The sequence below is a fragment of the Marinobacter sp. DS40M6 genome, from assembly GCF_028581595.1.
Classification (GTDB): Bacteria; Pseudomonadota; Gammaproteobacteria; order Pseudomonadales; family Oleiphilaceae; genus Marinobacter; species Marinobacter salarius.
Genome location: NZ_JAFCAE010000003.1, coordinates 279,608 through 297,479 on the forward strand (window position 1 = coordinate 279,608; position 17,872 = coordinate 297,479).

General features: G+C 57.7%; 14 protein-coding genes. 4 read left to right on the top strand and 10 right to left on the bottom strand.

Annotated features, from left to right (window positions below; genetic code table 11):
* The 4 genes from JJO78_RS08975 to JJO78_RS08990 form a co-directional block, all read right to left on the bottom strand.
* On the bottom strand, nt 1–351 hold the full coding sequence (locus JJO78_RS08975; RefSeq protein WP_007152597.1) for a PilZ domain-containing protein: 351 nt from the start codon (nt 349–351) through the stop codon (nt 1–3).
* Nucleotides 352–497: 146 nt separating this feature from the next.
* The gene (holB, locus tag JJO78_RS08980) at nt 498–1,502 is read right to left on the bottom strand and encodes a DNA polymerase III subunit delta' (RefSeq protein ID WP_273623650.1); all 1,005 of its coding nucleotides are present in this window, start codon (nt 1,500–1,502) and stop codon (nt 498–500) included.
* Between the two features lie 25 nt (nt 1,503–1,527).
* The gene (locus JJO78_RS08985) at nt 1,528–3,606 is read right to left on the bottom strand and encodes a transglutaminase family protein (protein ID WP_273623400.1); all 2,079 of its coding nucleotides are present in this window, start codon (nt 3,604–3,606) and stop codon (nt 1,528–1,530) included.
* A complete protein-coding gene (locus JJO78_RS08990) occupies nt 3,603–4,646 on the bottom strand; it encodes a DUF58 domain-containing protein (RefSeq protein ID WP_273623402.1) in 1,044 nt (347 codons plus the stop codon). The genes JJO78_RS08985 and JJO78_RS08990 overlap by 4 nt, the downstream gene beginning before the upstream one ends.
* Nucleotides 4,647–4,871: 225 nt before the next feature.
* Here JJO78_RS08990 and JJO78_RS08995 point away from each other — a divergent pair, with 225 nt between their 5' ends.
* Entirely contained in the window at nt 4,872–5,504 is a 633-nt protein-coding gene (locus JJO78_RS08995; protein ID WP_036205472.1) for a hypothetical protein, read from the top strand.
* 139 nt (nt 5,505–5,643) lie between these two features.
* Here JJO78_RS08995 and JJO78_RS09000 read toward each other — a convergent pair whose 3' ends face one another.
* Both JJO78_RS09000 and JJO78_RS09005 read right to left on the bottom strand, forming a co-directional pair.
* Nucleotides 5,644–6,579 carry a DUF6160 family protein gene (locus tag JJO78_RS09000; protein ID WP_085680530.1) on the bottom strand — a complete coding sequence of 312 codons (936 nt, stop codon included), beginning with the start codon at nt 6,577–6,579 and terminating at the stop codon, nt 5,644–5,646.
* A gap of 173 nt (nt 6,580–6,752) precedes the next feature.
* Complete coding sequence (locus JJO78_RS09005; RefSeq protein WP_273623406.1) at nt 6,753–7,355, bottom strand: hypothetical protein; 603 nt, start codon at nt 7,353–7,355, stop codon at nt 6,753–6,755.
* A 127-nt stretch (nt 7,356–7,482) separates the two neighbouring features.
* Here JJO78_RS09005 and pabB point away from each other — a divergent pair, with 127 nt between their 5' ends.
* Entirely contained in the window at nt 7,483–8,781 is a 1,299-nt protein-coding gene (pabB, locus tag JJO78_RS09010) for an aminodeoxychorismate synthase component I (RefSeq protein ID WP_273623407.1), read from the top strand.
* A 61-nt stretch (nt 8,782–8,842) separates the two neighbouring features.
* On the opposite strand, the gene thrH is transcribed toward pabB, so the two are convergent.
* On the bottom strand, nt 8,843–9,457 hold the full coding sequence (gene thrH / locus JJO78_RS09015) for a bifunctional phosphoserine phosphatase/homoserine phosphotransferase ThrH (protein ID WP_273623408.1): 615 nt from the start codon (nt 9,455–9,457) through the stop codon (nt 8,843–8,845).
* A gap of 199 nt (nt 9,458–9,656) precedes the next feature.
* Here thrH and JJO78_RS09020 point away from each other — a divergent pair, with 199 nt between their 5' ends.
* Entirely contained in the window at nt 9,657–10,379 is a 723-nt protein-coding gene (locus JJO78_RS09020; protein ID WP_273623410.1) for a phosphoadenylyl-sulfate reductase, read from the top strand.
* A 14-nt stretch (nt 10,380–10,393) separates the two neighbouring features.
* On the opposite strand, the gene cysB is transcribed toward JJO78_RS09020, so the two are convergent.
* Nucleotides 10,394–11,371 carry an HTH-type transcriptional regulator CysB gene (cysB, locus tag JJO78_RS09025; RefSeq protein ID WP_273623411.1) on the bottom strand — a complete coding sequence of 326 codons (978 nt, stop codon included), beginning with the start codon at nt 11,369–11,371 and terminating at the stop codon, nt 10,394–10,396.
* Between the two features lie 513 nt (nt 11,372–11,884).
* On the opposite strand from cysB, the gene JJO78_RS09030 reads away from it, so the two are divergent.
* On the top strand, nt 11,885–14,608 hold the full coding sequence (locus tag JJO78_RS09030) for a LuxR C-terminal-related transcriptional regulator (RefSeq protein WP_273623412.1): 2,724 nt from the start codon (nt 11,885–11,887) through the stop codon (nt 14,606–14,608).
* A gap of 306 nt (nt 14,609–14,914) precedes the next feature.
* On the opposite strand, the gene dinG is transcribed toward JJO78_RS09030, so the two are convergent.
* On the bottom strand, nt 14,915–17,104 hold the full coding sequence (gene dinG / locus JJO78_RS09035) for an ATP-dependent DNA helicase DinG (RefSeq protein WP_041333272.1): 2,190 nt from the start codon (nt 17,102–17,104) through the stop codon (nt 14,915–14,917).
* On the bottom strand, nt 17,104–17,871 hold the full coding sequence (locus JJO78_RS09040) for a general secretion pathway protein GspB (RefSeq protein ID WP_273623414.1): 768 nt from the start codon (nt 17,869–17,871) through the stop codon (nt 17,104–17,106). Before JJO78_RS09040 ends, dinG begins: the two co-directional genes overlap by 1 nt.
* Nucleotide 17,872 lies beyond the last annotated feature (1 nt).

A 17,872-nucleotide genomic window follows, 5' to 3' on the forward strand; every position in this document is an offset into this window, starting at 1 on the left:
TTACATAGTGTGGGTGGGTCGATCCGAGCTCAATGAACCCGCCAGGTAGGACTCGATTTTGGTACGCGCGGTTTCGTCTTCACCATCGAACTGCACACCAATGCCCGCTGCACGGTTGCCCTGGGCACCCTTCGGGGTAATCCAGATCACCTTGCCCGCCACGGGGATTTTTTCCGGCTCATCCATCAGGTTGAGCAACAGGAACACTTCATCGCCCAATTGATACTGTTTTTGCGTGGGAATAAACAACCCGCCCTGCCGGATATAAGGCATGTAGGCGGCGTAGAGTACCGCCTTGTCCTTGATGGTCAGCGTGAGAATGCCACTGCGTGCGCCAAAACCAGGCCCCATAGTAAACACCTTTCTCTGTATTGATAGCTCTGTATTGATAGCAACCGGATTGATAACAACCGGAGTCAATAAACTCCTGATATTCCGCAATCATAGCAGTAGTTGTTAATCACTGCCCTATCCTGCCGCGCCATTGGTCACTCCGTTTATCCCGCAGCTGGCCTGCGGCGCGGCATGAGTTTCTGCCATGCGATCAGCAATCGGCCCGTTTCCAACTCAGGGTTCACGTTGTAAACGCCGGCAGACCTGGACTCGTGGATCGCATCCAGGAGTTCATGGGCCCGCCAGGAAGGATTGTTTCTGGCAAGGAACGTTAACATGTCCGCCGCTTCCGCATCCCGGGGCTGCCCCCCGGCACTGATGCGGGCCAGGTCACCAGCCCAGCCTTCAAATAGCCATAGAGCACTTTCAAGCCCCATTGCCTTGAACGGCTTTGCAGCCTCGGAAAGAGTGAGCTGACCCTTCATGAAATGGCGGAAGTTGTCCAACGCCTCATCCCGCAGGCTAATAAACTCTCCGGTAGCATATTCCAGGGCCAGCCGCGGCGCATTGGCTGCCAGTACCAGCGCCTTGGCGCATTGCTCCGGCGTTGGTCTGTTGTCGCCATCCATCGCTTTGACCGCCGTCGCCAGCCAACCAGCAGCCTGATCCCTGTCCGGCGTAGCAATCAGCAAACTCTGGCAGCGGGAACGGATCGTCGGCAATACCGGCCTGCCACTCTCCTGTAGCAGCAGAAGCACCACATCTTTGGCGGGTTCTTCCAGGGTTTTCAGCAACGCGTTGGCGGAATTGATGTTCAACTGGTCCGCCCGATCAATAATGGCCACCTTGCGGGAGGCCACCTGGGGAGAGCCGACCGCGAATGCGGACAGCGCACGAATCTGATCAATCTTGATCATCCGTGATTTTTCCGGTGCATAAATCCGAATATCCGGATGGGTGCCCGCGGCAACCAGCTCGCACTGCTTACAGATGCCACAAGGGGACCCTGCGTCCATATCCGCCTTTTCACAGACCAGCAACCCGGCCAGCGCGTTGGCAAACAGACGCTTTCCCACGCCGTTCTCGCCCGTCACCATCAGGGCATGGGGCATCCTGTTGCCGGCGATGCGTTGGAGCAGTCGGCTCCAGGCGTCTTCAAGCCATGCCATGGTTGCTATGGATGCGTTCACGTATTCACCCCTCTGATGAACTGGTTGACGGTCGATCCGCCTGTCGTTTCATCGTGGCCAGCAATCGCTTCATTTTCGCCAGTTCGCCATGATGACCGGTTTCGGAACTCCGGCCATAGTAATGTTTGTTGATCAATCGGGCAAAAGCCGTTGCTGTGCCGGCCGCCGCGGGTTTTGCCCGGGCAAGCCTTGAGGCCAGTTGGGAGGGTGTTTCACCGTGACGTACAGGCACTCCCGAACGGTCACACAACCGATACCAGCGGCTGACGAGACGACCAAGCGGGTCCCGGCTTTCCACGCGACGGTACTGCCAGGCGGTAACCAAACCCGCCAGTAACAGCGCCATACCGACAATGCCCGCGGTAATATAGCCAAGCTCCCGCATTCCTATCCCTCCAGGCAAACGCGACATCAGGTCCATCTGTGACTGCCCCTGATATCCGACAACCCAGCGCTGCCAGTGGTAATTAATCTTATCGAGCTGCAGGGAAGCCCACTGCAGCATCGCCAAATCGCCGTAGCGCTGTGGCGATGTCCAATCGTTCTCAAGGAACGAGCCTTCCTCAGCCACCGCCTCCCGTAGACCAAACTCAATACGCTCGGGAGCAATGGCAGCTGTCGGGTCCGCCCGCACCCAACCCTGGCCGGGGAACCACGCTTCCACCCAGGCATGGGCATCGTACTGCCGCACAATGAGATATTCGTCATCTGCGCCGGGTGACCCGCCCTGATATCCGACCACCACTCGGGCCGGAATACCCGCTGCGCGCAACACAAACGTGGTAGCCCCGGCGTAGTGGGCACAGAAACCCCGCTTTTCATCGAATAACAGGCTGTCGATGCCATCCACGGGCATAGCGGGTGGGCGCAGGGTGTAGAAATAGGCCTGCTCCCGGAAACGGGTCAGAAGCTGCTGCACCAATGCCTGAGGGTTGTCGTGTTGGCCAGCCAGTTGTTGCCCGAACGCCCTTGCCCTCGGGTTGCCGCTTTGTGGTAACTGGAGATAACGCTGAAGGTTATCGGGCTCCGCACTGGCATCCTCCGTTGTTTGGTTCCCGACCAACTCCATCCGGTAACGGACCGCGCTGTCAGCCGGCCGGTCAAACCGGAACAGATTCTCATCCGTTTGCTTTACATTATTGGAGACCGCCCTGGAGTTCTCCAGAGCAAAGGCCCAGGTCTGGTCCGTCGGTTCCAATAACACCTCGTACTGGTTGGGCCCGAGCGGCCCTACGCCACCATCAACGTCAACACGGCCAAGCCGGCGAAACGGCTTTCCAAGGCCCTGTTGCCAAGTGTCTCCGTCAAGGCGATCCAGGATAAGCCCGCGCCAATATCGGTCCCGGTAGGCCGGTAACTCACCGCCAAAGGTGACGCGAAAGGCTCGCTCACTGCTCTGGGCGAGACTCGAGATGTCACCGGGAGTCATGGTGTCGCTGATTCCAGTTCGGGCTTCGCCGGAAACCAGCGGCACACTCCAGAGCGGCGACATGCGCGGGAAGAACACGAACAGGAGCACTACAATCGGCAAGGTCTTAACCAGCATCAGCCCCAAGCGCCGCCATCCCTTCTTCATGGCACCGGGAATTTCCGGCGCATTCACCACCTGCAGGCCGATTAACAATAAGGCAACGCCCGCAATGTTAATGACACTCCAGTGAATCTCCTGATGAAACAGAAAGTTGACTGTCGCCAGGTACACCAGGATAAAAAACAGCACATAGAAATCCCGGGTGGATCGGGTCTCAAGCCATTTAAGCCCCACCGCCAGCACAAAAAACGACGCCGCAGTATCAACGGTGAAACGCCCCTGCACAGTTGCGATATAAACGGCCACCAGTACCAGCATGATCCCGGTACGCATCCACCTTCCCGGTAACCTGACCCGCCCGGATTGCGCCAGCCACCGCCAGCCAGCAAGTACAGCGCAACTGGCCACCAGCCAGATCGGCAATCGGTCCCACTGGGGAATCAGCAACAACCCAAAGCCTGCGATCAGCCATATCAACGCGCGGCCCGATACCAATTCCGCAGCCTTTAAGGAGCGTGAACTCGGCGAATTACTCAGGAACCTGCGAATCATGCCCGTCCCTCCCCGAAACCAGAAGACGCAGAGGTCCGATTCCCAACCTCTTCGGAGCGGGTACCATGGGGCAGAGGACCACCTTCCCTTGGTTGTTCAAGGCCAAAGATGGCCAGCGCCTTAAGGCACCGGTTGGCGTGAGCAGCACCGGTGTCCGGTTCAATCACCTGCCCCGGCAGATTCAACCCGAAACGGCTGTTGTTGCGGGCCCGTTCCATCACCTGATGAGCCAGGTAACCCAGGCGCAGCTCACGGTCCACGCCCCTGAAAGCGTCGTAATCAAGCCAGTGGGGGCTGCCCTGTTCACCTTCCCAATCGGTAATCACCATCTCACCGGTACGGGCGTATCGTTTCCACTGAACCCTCTGGCTCAGATCCCCCTCCCGCCAGGGCCGAATGTCGGCATGGTCATTCCCATCCGTCGAGCGGGCCTTCGATTGCTCCTCTCCGTCCTGAACCGTGCTGGTCACATCCGGGGCGGCCAGAGGGTTTGGATAGACAATGCCGGACGTGACCGGCCGCAGCCAGGACCAGGCCTTGAAAAGGCCAAAAGGAAAGCGGGTTTCCACGCGGATACGTTCCGGCTGCAGGTAGCCACGTTGATAGGACGGTATCGCCAGGGTCATATCCTCCTGCTGCCCGGCTGGCACGTGCTGGTTTTCGAGTTGACTGTCATCGCAGAACAGGGATATCGCCAGCGAATCATGACGGGGCGACACAGCCCTTAAACGGAAGGGTATCGTATCGCCGGCAAAGCCATCACCGGCCTGTATGAGTGTCAGTTCCAGCCCCGACAGGTTGCGGTGGGTCTGGTGCATGGCCGCAACAACTACTGCGCCCAACAGAAATGTGAGCATGTATATCAGGCTGTTCTGGTAGTTAATTCCGGTAATCAGCATGATCAACAGTAAACCGGCAAACACCACCCCGGCACCCGTGGGCAGGATAAAAACATTGCGCTGTCCGAATATTCGCTGATCGGCTCGCGGAATCCGCTGGTTGACCCAGCGCTGCCATCGCGAACGAAATGCCTTCAACATAAGAGTCCTGTTACAAAAACTGGATGGTTACGCCTGTTATATAAACACGTTTGCGCGGTTTTACAGAAGAATACTGACAATAGTCCGATTCTGATCACAAACACCACAAAATCGCCTTGAAATCCGAATCTCTGAGAAGAATACTGCAACCAAGGAGCATACTGACTGCAGTTTAGTGTCGGAAGCGCCTCCATTTCGCGTTTGGACACGGCAAGAGGCTACGCCATGAACCGCCGAACACCCTTGTACATCGCTCTGGCTGGTACGGCCAGCCTGGCTGTTTCGTTTAGCTCCCCGCTGATGGCCGGGGTGCAGACCCTGACCTCTGACGAAATGGTTGAAACCTACGTGAAGGATTCCGCCGTCATCGTGGTGCCTAAAGAACGGCAGAAAACCGACGCGGACCGGCAGCAGATTATCCGCTCCCTGACCATTTCTCCGGGTGAGCCGGTGCTAACGGAAGCGGAAGAGGAAGCCTATCGCGAAGCCCTTGAACGCTTCGAACGGGAAGGCAAGAAAGGTGCCCTTGAGAGCGCGGAAGAGGAGTTCCTCCGGCGCGCTCTGCTGCTGCCCCAGGAAGAACTCGCCCGGGTGCAGCCCCCAGCGGAGTTCACCCCAACCATTCCGCCCATTATTTTCGGACAGCAGGCCCAAATACCCGACGAGCCATTCAGCCAGACCTTTCTGAACGATCAACTGGGCGTTGGGTTTGACGGCCAGAACCTGAACTTCACCATTGGCAACCCGCCGGGTATTGATACGATCCAGGTGCCCCATGGCATTAACGAAGGCCCGATCACATTAACACCCCGTCCTGGCGGTGGGTTTGATCTGTCTATAGCGGTGCCGGATCGCTAAGACTATCTCTACAGGTCCGAAACATAAAAAGCGGTGACTCCTTGCGAGTCACCGCTTTTTTTACCAGTACTTTTTTGACCGGCATAAAAAAACGCCCCGCAGCGCGGGGCGTTCACACCAAAGGTGTTATGCGATCAGCTTAGTGACCGTATACAGCCAGCTTGGTGTTGCTGATGTGCAGGTTGTCGATACCGATGGTACCGATGTTTGCACCGCCGATGTTGGTTTCGGCAACGTTGATGTCCATCAGGACGTCATCAACATCTACACGCAGTACGCCAGTCGCTGTGGAAGCGCCCAGGCCGTCGCCTTTGTAGATGTCCAGACCAACAATCGCGAAGCCAGCCTGAGCCAGACCAACTTTACGCTGCTCTTCCGGAGTCAGGTTGGCAGGATCTTCACCAAAGATCTGAGCAAGGCCGGCTGCACCAAGTGCTTCACCGCCGGACTCAGAGCCCTTGATGGTCATGCCAGCGATGCCAACACCCAGGAAGTCAACGTCGAAGCTCATTTCTTCAACGGTGAACGCTGCGTCAATGTTCAGGGTACCAGTACCAGCCTGGCCATCTACGTCGTCAGTGTCGACAACGATGTCCAGAGCGCCGAGAAGACCCCATGCGTCCATGTTGGAAACGAGAACGGTGTTTTCACCGCCGTTACCTTCAAGCTCCATGGAGCCTGCAGTCATACCCCAGTCGATGGGAATCGGGTTACCACTGCCATCAGTCTGGAGAGAGCCAACGTGAATGATCGCGTCGCCATCGTCAGCGATGTCGATGTCAATTTTCAGTTGGTCCAACAGAGCGCCGGCGCCGGTAGCCGCAGCATAGTCTGCAGCAGACTGTGAGCTACTGGCCAACGCACCACCCAGCTCAATGTCCTTAACGGCGAAGGTGCCTTCGTCCGTGTAGGTGAACTGACCGATACTTACCTGGGTTTCCAGCTCGATGGTCACACCGGCCTGACCGGTGACGTTACCCATCATGCTGTCGTCCATCGCCTGCAGCTCGGCTTGAGCGGCGAAGGGCGCAGCAGCAACAGCTGTTGCCAGTGCAATTTTCTTCAGGCCTTTCATATTGTTCTCCTTGATTGAACTTATTGTTATCCGGTTGAACGTTTTAACCTTGTTGTGAGGCTCAACCTCACCACTCCATTTAAGATTGTTTTACAGTCTGGTTCCGTGAATGCATTCACAAATTGTCACAAAACAACTCGGTTCGTAATAATTGACCGATATACTCTTTAATATCAGCTAGTTGAAGAATCTCCCTCACCCTTGTCGTCGTAAAAAATCTGGAACGGCTTTTCCTGCGACATTGGTTTTCCAAAGCTGGCTTTTCCGTTCTCAAGGTTGATGGGGATCAGCTTGAAACCCGAGATGCCAAGACGATGTTCGTGTTCAAGAACCAGCGCACGGATGGTTTCTCCATCTTTCTCAACGCTGCCTGGGTATGCGATCGCAGACGCATGGATTTCCCCGCGGCGGGCAATCGATTTCAGACCTGCGCGATACATCAGTACCTTGACCTGCCCCGGTGCTTCCTCAGCCTTTTCCTCCAGCCTCATTTGCTGGACCTTGTCGGACTTCATCACCATGAACGCCATTGGACGGAAAATGCCGGCTTCCTCAAGTTCTGTACCGGCGTTTTTAACCACCGAGTCGGTCAGTTCCGTGAGGTGTCGCTGCGCAACCGCGACGACCGCCGCCAGATCCTTATCGTCCAGCTTGCCATCCGACAGCACATGGTCCTCCCGATCAATCGCATCCTGCGCCAACACCTCTGTGGAAAACGCAAACCCTGCGATCATAGCCAAAACAAATCGCTTACCAATGCCGTTACAAGTCTTCATACTGGTTACTGCCCTTAGGATTATTGTTTAGAATGCACCGGCCCAAGCCTTCCCAAGCCCGAAATCAGGTGACTTGCCGCACAGGCTACCGTGAACCCATGCAAGATTTTGTTAAGTATGTAACATCGTGAAAACATTAAGTGCGGAAGAGGCAGAACGCCTCGTTTCACAGATCAGCAGCCAACATGGGTTTATCGACTACACCGACGCCGGCAGGCAACGGCGGATCATTACGGCGTTCCCGATAAAGCATTGGCCGATACCCAAAGATGCACTCGCCTTTTCATGCCTGGCGGAAGAGCTGGATCAGGCGTGGGCGGGACTGGCCCAAGAGCAGGGCCGGGAATTGGCAGGCGGCATCATGGGCACGTTGTTCTACGAAGCTGGAAACCACACGGTGCCGGGATTCTCCGGCGAGGCCAGCGCGGGGGACTATGGCTATGTCGGGCTCTACCTCTGGCAACTGACGCTGGATGTTTCGGGTGCCAATTCGCCCAGGCTCGATTTTCATCCCGAGTGTGACGACCGAACCCGTGAACGGGTGCTGAACCTCACCGGCGAAAAGCCGACGCGCCCTACTCCTTTTCACATCAGCCCGGGATTTACAGCCGACCAACCCGCCGAACACTACCGCAATGGCGTATCCCGGGTGCTTGGCTATATCCATGCCGGGGATTGCTATCAGGTCAACCTGTCCAACAAGTACACCGGCGGCTACCAGGGCGACCCGTACACAGCGTTCCGGGCTTTGTGCCAGGCCGTTCCGGTCCCCCACGCTGCGTACATCAACGCTGGTTCCTATCAGGTCCTCAGCATTTCACCAGAGCTGTTCCTGAGCATTGAAGATGGCAACAGGGTCATCAGCAAACCCATCAAGGGTACCCGGCCCCGGGATCTGAACTCGCCGGAGAACGACCAGCGGATTGCCGAATCCCTGGCCGCCGCTGAAAAGGACCGGGCCGAAAACCTGATGATCGTGGACTTGATTCGCAACGACCTGTCGCGATTCTGCGAGCCGTTTTCCGTCTCGGTGCCACAGCTTTTCAGTATCGAGAGCTATGAAAACGTCCATCAACTGGTCAGCACGGTGGAAGGCCGGCTGCAACCAGAGAACACACCGTTTAAAGCCCTTCTCTCTGCCTTCCCCGGGGGCTCTATCACGGGTGCACCCAAACGCAGGGCGATGGAGATCATCGACGACCTGGAACCCCATCGTCGCGGGCCCTACTGCGGCTCGGTCTTCCGTTGGGATTTTTCCAATAACCTGGAGAGCAATATCGCAATCCGAACCCTGATGACGGATTCGGAAGGAAAGATTCACTGCTGGGCGGGATGTGGCATCGTCGCGGATTCAGACCCGGATGATGAGTACCGGGAATCCGTGGACAAGGTTCAGAAGCTGATGAGCGTACTGGAAGCGCTATAGAGAGCAAATTGCAAAGGAGGAAAAGCCAGGACAAAGAGCTTGCCCCGGCCTCTTGTCCGCGCTATCCGTTATGGATGGCGCTGGCCTTCAGGAACTCGCCCTTAAGCTCTTCAAACGTATGTACCGCCGGGAACTGGGGGAACTCCTCGATCACGTTCTTCGGCGCATGGAACAGGATGCCCGCTTCCGCCTGGCCCAGCATGGTGGTGTCGTTGTAGGAATCACCCGCCGCAATAACACGGTAGTTCAGCAGCTGGAAGGCACGCACTGACTGACGCTTGGGGTCACGCTGGCGTAGCAGATAATCGGTAATCCTGCCGTCTTCGTTTACTTCCAGCTTGTGGCACAGCAGTGCCGGATAGCCCAGCTTGGCCATCAGCGGCATGGCGAATTCATAGAAGGTGTCGGAAAGAATCACCACCTGGAACCGCTCCCGCAGCCAATCCAGGAACTCCCGTGCGCCGGGCAGTGGGTCCAGCTCGCCGATCACTTCCTGGATCTGCGGCAGGCCATAGCCGTGTTGGTCCAGCAGTTTCAGGCGCTGCTGCATCAGTACGTCGTAATCGGGAATGTCGCGGGTGGTCGCCTTGAGCTCCTCAATGCCGGTTTTTTCCGCAAACGCGATCCAGATTTCCGGGATCAATACTCCTTCAAGGTCAAGGCACGCGAGTTCCACAATGGTCTCCTGATAGTTGAACGCTGGTCAGCCCGGCGAAGGCCGCCGGGGATTGGAATCAGGCGGTATGATAAGAAAAACCGGGGCGGAATGCATCGTACATCTGTGCGGCTATAACGATATACTCCCCCATTCCTTCAGACTGTTGCCGGTTAATGGTAGATTTATCACACATTTACACTCCAGGTGATCCTTTCAAATGACGGACATTGCACAGTTACAGGCCGAGCTTGAAGGCGCGAGCCCCAGGGCTATCCTCCAGGCCGCTCTGGCGAAGTACGACAACATTGCCATTTCCTTCAGCGGTGCGGAAGACGTCGCACTGATTGAGTTGGCCCATAAGCTGACCGACAACCTTCAGGTATTCACCCTGGATACGGCGCGCCTTCACCCGGAAACCTATCAGTTCATTGATCGGGTCCGCGAGCACTATGGCATTAACATTGAGGTGATGTTCCCCGATGCTGCGGAAGTGCAGGATCTGGTCACCCGCAAGGGCATGTTCAGTTTCTATGAAGACGGCCATGGCGAATGCTGCGGTATCCGCAAGGTCAATCCGTTACGGCGAAAACTGGCCACGGTTGATGCGTGGATTACCGGCCAGCGCAAGGACCAGAGCCCCGGTACCCGCAATGACGTGCCTGTGGTACAGATTGACGACGCCTTCTCTACGGACGAGAAAACGCTGGTAAAGTTTAATCCGCTGGCGAACTGGAGCTCGAAGGAAGTCTGGGACTATATCCGTATGACGGAAGCCCCCTACAACAAACTGCACGAAAAGGGCTTTGTCAGCATTGGCTGCGAACCCTGCACACGCCCTATCCTGCCAGGACAGCACGAGCGCGAGGGCCGCTGGTGGTGGGAAGAAGCCACGCAGAAGGAATGTGGCCTACACGCCGGAAACCTGATTGCCCGCGAATAATCTTTCCCGGGCCGTCAGTAGGTCGGTAGATCGATGTCGTTGAACAGTTCCTCGATCTCCGCCCTGCTGCCCTGGTGAGTCACGGCCTCATCCACCCGCTCACGGGTCAGGTGTGGTGCAAATCGCTGGATGAAATCGTACATATAACCGCGCAGGAACGTCCCCTTGCGGAAGCCAATCCGGGTCACGCTCGGACGGAAGAGTTGACTGGCGTCCAGGCAGACAAGATCGGGGTCATTCTGCTCGTCGAACGCCATGCTGGCGATGATGCCAACCCCAAGACCCAGCCGCACATACGTCTTGATCACATCAGCATCGGCGGCCGTAAACACCACTTTCGGGGTCAGCCCATGGGCCTGGAAAGCCTCATCCAGCTTCGAACGGCCGGTAAAACCAAACACGTAAGTGACCAGTGGAAATTCGGCAAGGTCCGGCAACGTCAGTTCGGACTTCCTGGCCAGGGGATGATCATTCGGCACGATGATGCTGCGGTTCCATTTATAGCACGGCATCATGATCAGGTCGTTGAACAACTCCATGGCCTCGGTGGCAATGGCAAAATCCACCGCGCCATTGGCGGCCATTTCTGAAATCTGCATGGGAGTTCCCTGGTGCATGTGCAGGGACACCTCGGGGTAGGACTCGATAAAGCCCTGAATGATCGGCGGTAGCGCATAGCGGGCCTGGGTGTGGGTGGTGGCAATGCTCAGGTCGCCCTTGCGCTGGTTACTGAACTCCTGCGCAATCTTCTTGATGCCTTCCACACGGCGCAGTATCTCACCGGCCTCACGGATGATGATCTCGCCGCCCGGTGTGATACGGGTGAGGTGTTTGCCGCTGCGGGCAAACACTTCCAGGCCGAGTTCGTCTTCCAGAAGACGGATCTGCTTGGATATTCCCGGCTGTGAAGTAAAAAGACTCTGGGCAGTGGCGGATACGTTGAGATCATGGTGCGCAACTTCCCAGATATAGCGCAACTGTTGTAATTTCATCTACCCTGTCGCTCCCCATAAGGCCCGGTACAGACCGGGCATGTATACGCTGCTCTTATTAGAAGAATACGCATAAAAACGTGATTTTTCATTCTTATTGAGTATACAGAATCCCTTCCAACACAGTTTAGACCAAAAACGCCAGAACGCAGCATGACGACAGCGTCATTTGTCTTTGCGGCCCTTGACTTAACTGTGACAAAGCACACAATCCGTTATCTGGTGTCCCGTCTGGTTAATTCGTTAACCTACTGAGCCACTGAGGGTCTTGAGAGCTAGGCGCGATGGTGAAGGTTTGGTGGCTCCAAATCGAACCAGCGCAACGCGGCTATCAAGACCCTCAGTGGCTCCCGAAGGGCGAGACGCTGCGGCCTCTGGCCCGTGTTGCCAGCCCTTGATGTGGAACCACCACACCTGCGGACTGACGCCTTGGCCAGAGGCCGCAGCGTCACGCAGTAGGTCAACGAATTAACCATACGGGACACTTGCCATTTACGGGCATTCAGGGAAACGATGCTGTTAACCACCAAATTCCTCAGACCAACCGCGGATCCCCGTTCGGTACAACGGGATCGCCTGAGCGCCCTGCTGCAGCCGGACGGTGCCAAGCGGTTGAATCTGGTGGTGGCACCAGCGGGTTTTGGCAAGACCACACTGGTCAGCCAATGGTGCTCCCAGTCACCGTCTACCGTCGCCTGGCTATCCCTGGATGAGCATGATGACGAGCCCCGCCGATTCTGGCAGTACGTGGTGGGGGCGTTTGAACACAATGGCCTCGCAGGTCTGGAGCAATGCCGTCAACAACTCAGCCATTGCAGCCTCCAGGAACTGGAAGGCCCCATTACCGGGCTGATTAACGTTCTCGCCGCCGATGGCGCACCCTGGTCGCTGGTCCTGGACGACTATCATTTTATCCGCGACCCACAACTACAGCGCCAGGTGTCATATTTCATGGACTACCTGCCGCCAGGGGTCCTGGTGACCCTGGCATCCCGCACCGAACCAGCCCTGCCGCTTTCACGCTGGCGGGTGCGCCGCTGGGTGGAGGACATACACCCAGGGCTGCTGGCATTCTCCGAGGAGGAGTGCCAGCGCTTCTTCCACGACACCATGGGGCTCGAACTCTCCGAGCAGGAAATTCGCAGGATCTGCAGTAAAACCGAGGGTTGGGTTGCCGCCATGCAATTGTCCGCGCTGTCCGGCGGCAGCATTGACGATCAAAAACCTGGAACGGGTCACCAACGCATCGATTTGGACGAGCGCCGCATCAGTGATTATGTGCTGACAGAGGTGCTGGAGCAGCAACCTGCGCCGGTGCGCGACTTCCTGCTCGACACCGCCTGCTGTCCCCGGCTGTGTGCCTCACTCTGCGACGCCGTTCGCGGCACCACCAACAGTCAGGTCCTGCTGGAACAGCTGCTGCGTGAAAATCTGTTCCTGATCCCGCTGGATACCCACAATGAATGGTTCCGTTATCACGACCTGTTCCGGGACGCGCTGTTACAACGGGTGAGACAGTTCAAACCGGAAGATACCGAAAAGCAATGGCAGCGAGCAGTCCACTGGTTGCTGGTCCATGGCCACGTTCAGGAAGGCATTTCCCAGATTGTCCAGCATCAGGACTGGCCCTGGCTCGCAAAGGTACTGGCTGAACACGGCAACAACCTGATCCACGGCGGTTTTCACCTGCCGGTGCTGAGCTGGCTGGATTCCCTGCCCGCCAACACTCTGCAGGACAGCCCACAACTGTTGATGCTGAGAGTGTGGGCGCTGTTTTTCGCCAACCGGGTAGACGTGCTGGAGCCCCTCCTGGGCGAACTGGAAGACATGCTCGACCAACAGGTGGCCGATTCCCACCCCGATGCCGAGGGCGCCCTGGGCCTGCAGAGTGAGATTTCACTGATCCGCTCTTATCTGGCGCGATCGAAAAGCGACGATAAAAGCGCCAGCGACCTGACCCAGCAGGTATTGCGTGACATTGACCACACCCGCATCCCCTTGAAATCCGTGACCTATTACGGAGTCGGACTGGACTATTACGGTAAGGGGGACCTGGCAGCCGCCGAGGACGCCCTGACCTCCGCTGTGCGTTATGGGGAACTGGAGCGCAAACCCAGTACCGTACTCTCAAGCGGCGGCCTGCTTGCATGGATTCAGTACAACCGCGGAGATATCGACGAAGCCCTGGATACCTGCACCCGTGTGCGGCAATGGGTCGACCAGCACCACAGCGACCCACGCCAGCCCATGTTAATTTCATGCTGGCAAAACAGCGCCCTGATCGAGATTTACCGGGAGCGAAACGAACCCCAGTTGGCCGCCTCCTACCTGGCCCCGCTGCTGGACCATGTCAACAATGGCACCGAACCGGGGCAGCACGTGGTTATCCAGTACGTGCGTGGCCACCTGGCCTTCAGTGAAGGGCGCTACCAGGAAGCGATGGAAGCACTGGAAGATGCCGCCAGCGTTGCAAGACGTCGGCGGGACCACATCCTGTTCGAGCCTCCAGCATGCTCCGCCATGCTGGCTCGTTGCTATCTCGCCACCGGTCATCTGGATCTGGCGAAAAAATGGGTGCAACAGGTGAGCACTGACCGGTTCACCAATCCGCTGAACCGGGAACAGAACCAAATCAGCATCGCCCGTGTTCAGGTGGCACTGGGCCGCCCGAGCGACGCCATGGCAACTTTGGCCCCCCTCCGACTCAGCGCAGAGCAGGATCAGCACTACCGCCATCTGGTGGAAATCCAGTTGGTCTACAGCGAGGCGCTGTTCGCCGAAGGTAAAACGATAGAAGCGGAACAGATGCTGGCCCAGGCCGTCCAGCGGGCATCAGAGGCCGGATTCATGCGCCTGCTTGCGGAGGAGAGTCCTACCATCCGCCAGCTGTGTAGAGCGCTGCCGGTTCTCAAGGCGCCGGGCCGCTGGAACAGCCGGGTCACAGCCATGCTCTCGGAACTGGCAGAGGCAGAAACCGCTGAAACAGAGCCGGAAGACTCGCAGAGGGATACGCAGGCGGCCCCGGGCAACACAGATCTCCCCGAACCCCTGAGTCAGCGGGAACTGGAAGTGCTGGATCTCATCAATCAGGGCCTCGCCAACAAGGACATCGCAAACACGATGGGGGTGGCGCCTACCACCGTAAAAGCCCACATTCGCAACCTTTACGGCAAGCTTGCAGTCGGATCCCGCACCGAGGCGTTGGCAAGAGCAAGGGAACTTCGGCTACTGGCCTGACTCTTGACTCACTGAAGCTGTCTTTCGGGCAACTTTTGTGACGCGCATCACACTTTTGTCGAATTTTATACGCCCACTACGCCCTTTGGACGATCCGGATACGCCCCCTCCTCCCTTACTATGCTCCCAACGCTGAGGGAAACCTCGGTAAGATTTCTGAAACTTCAGGCCTTCAGACTTCTTGTTCCGCGTTGTTTCGACGCCCGGGTTCGATAAGGACCCACTCTATAAGAGCCACCCACATGGGTTGGCTCTTTTTTTATGGCTCTCTTTTTATCAGGGCTCTATTGATCAGGGCTCTATTGATCAGGGCTCTATGATTCGCCGGAAAGGCGGTAAGGCGTCCAACAACAACTGCCCGTATCGACGGGCGATGATGCGACGATCAAGGATGGTGACGCGGCCGGTGTCCGACTCGGTCCGTAGCAGGCGACCAACGGCCTGCACCAGTTTGATGGAGGCGTCGGGTACGGTTATTTCCATGAACGGGTTACCGCCGCGGTGCGTCACCCATTCCGCCAGGCTGGCTTCGATGGGATCATCCGGTACCGAAAACGGCAGTCGGGTAATCACCACATGGCTCAGGTACTTGCCAGGCAGGTCAATGCCCTCTGCAAAACTTGCCACACCGAACAACACACTGGGCAGCCCCTCATCTACACGGCTGCAATGGCGGCGCAGGACCTCGCCCTTGGCCATATCGTCCTGAGTGGTGATCAGATCCGGGTATTCCGGCGCCAGGGCATCCCGCACCAACTGCATCTGGCGCCTGGAGGTAAACAGTACCAGTGTCGCCTTCTCCCCGGCCCACAAGGCCGGTAGCCGCGACACCACCTGGTCCGTAAAGCTATCGTCCGTGGGCATGGCGGTCATGGCCGGTACTTCCACGGTTGCCATTTCGCCATAGCGGAAGGAACTGGGCACCACCACGAAGCGGCTGGCTTCGGGCAAACCTGCTCTGGCCTTGAGCCGATCAAAGCGCCCAAGGGCGGTCAGGGTTGCACTGGTCAACACAGCGCCATAGGCCCGCGACCAGAGCCTGGAATAAAGCAGATTATCCGCCAGCACCGGGCTACTGTAGAGCGTAATGTCTTCCGCGTGTTCCCAGCGCTGTCGCACCGACCAACGGGCGGCCGGTGGCCCGGACCGCTTCTTAGGCTCAGGCGCTGATTCCTCACCTTCTGCCGGCTCACTGGCCGGTTGGCCCGGATTATCACACCACGCGACCCACAACCGCAGTTGGTCCTCAGCACGGCTGTGGAACGATCCAATCACCGGATACCAGGATTCCGCAGTATCGCGGTCGACATCGCTGGCCTTGCGTTCATCGAAGGCCGTCTGTAATTCGTCCACCATCACACCAAGCTGGCGAACCAGGGTGGCCGTCGCCACCCGGGTTTCCACCGCCAGGCCGGCAAGCACCTCGGGCAATTCGCCCTCCGGGTAGCGCCACTGGGCAGAGCGTCGCTCCTCATTGAACTCCCAACCGGTATTCTGTTCGGCCTCGTCGTATACCCTCGTCAGACATATATCCACTTCACGGGAGGCGGAACTGATCCTGTCGATGGTCTTCGCGGCCTGGGTGCCGGGCGTGAGGAACGGCTGCATCTTTCCCAGTGCCTGGGATAGCTGCTTGAGCCATTGCCGCGTGGCATTCAGCGGCACCGACGCCGCAAAGTGATTCAGTGCCTTGTCCGGCAGGTGATGTGCCTCATCAAAGATAAACAATGCATTTTCCGGCTCCGGCAGAATGGCACCACCGCCAAGGGCAAGGTCTGCCAGCACCAGGTCGTGGTTGGCCACCACGATGTCGGCATCATCGAGGTCTTTTCGGGCGTCGAAGAAGGCACAGCTGTCGAAATAGCTACAGTGGCGATTGGTACATTGACGATGGTCGGTGGTGACCTGGCGCCAGATGTCATCGGGTATCTGATCCGGCCAATGGTCGCGATCACCGTCCCACTTCCGGGACCCGTAACTGGCCAGCATGTCTTCAAAATAGGCCCGGGTGCCGGGTTCTTCCTTGCCGGGCCCATCCAGCAGGAACAGCGGCATGGTATCGCTGTCGCCGTTACCCTCGTCATGCAGGCGAGCTTCGAGACGAGACATACACAAGTAGCGGCCACGACCTTTGGCAAGGGTCCAGGTGAAATCCAGTTTGCTGTGCTTTTTCAGGTCCGGAAGGTCTTTGTGGACGATCTGATCCTGCAGGGCAACGGTCGCTGTTGATATCACCAGTGTCTTGCCAAGGGCACGGGCCACCGGAATGGCGGCAATCAAATAGGCCAGGGTCTTGCCCGTGCCTGTGCCCGCCTCCACCACGCAGGTGCCGGCTGGAGAGGTGCGCTGGCCGTCATTCTCGGTGATCTCGCCCATGTAGCGGGCAATCTCGGCGATCATCAGGCGCTGGCCATAGCGGGCACGGATGTCCTTGCCGGCCAACACGTCACGGTAGGTCTGCTGAATCTGCTGTTTGACGTCCTCGGTGAGTGCCATCAGTCGGGGCTCACCCAGTTGCGAACCACACCCACCCGGAAGCGACGGCCATCCATGCTCAGCTCCACGCCTTCCTCGGTAATCCGATCGACAGTGATACCGGAAAACGACTCTCCGGGGCGCAGGTAGTTGTCATTGATCATGACCCGGCGGGCCGACGGCTCGGACGCATAGATATGGCTGTTAAAAATCAGGTCTGGCACCCTTTTCTGGAAGGAAAGTGGAAGCTCTACAAGGTGCGGCGCCGTCTGTGCGGTGGCACCGTCCCGCTCGCTGGGATTGACGGCACTTGGCGTTCGCGGCGTGGGCACAATCACCGTGGGTCGCTCCCGCTCATTCTCGTCACCGGTTTCCGCTACCGCATCCGCTGGAGAGTCGGTATTCGCTCCCGGTGTTGGAATCTCGATAGCACCCTCGAGCGTGTCACTAGTCGGCGGCGATTGTACACGTTCGGGCGTCGATACCTGGCCCGCAGGTTCCGGCTTGTCATCAACTATAACCGGTTCAACGGTGGGTGTGGGTGCGGGCGCAGCCACGCCAGCCGACGGGATTGTTTGATCCGTCAGGGAAGCCTGACGCCCCTGGGGCCAGAAGATCCAGGCCAATACAGCCGCGTTGAGCACCAGGCCCAGCGCAACCCACACCAGAATCGGAATCGATTTTTTCCGTGGTTTGTGGATCAGCTGTACCTGCTGGCCAAGGTCCGGAATCCGACCCTGCCGTCTTTCAGTTTCGGATTTCCGGAGAGCATCAAGGATATAGGACATG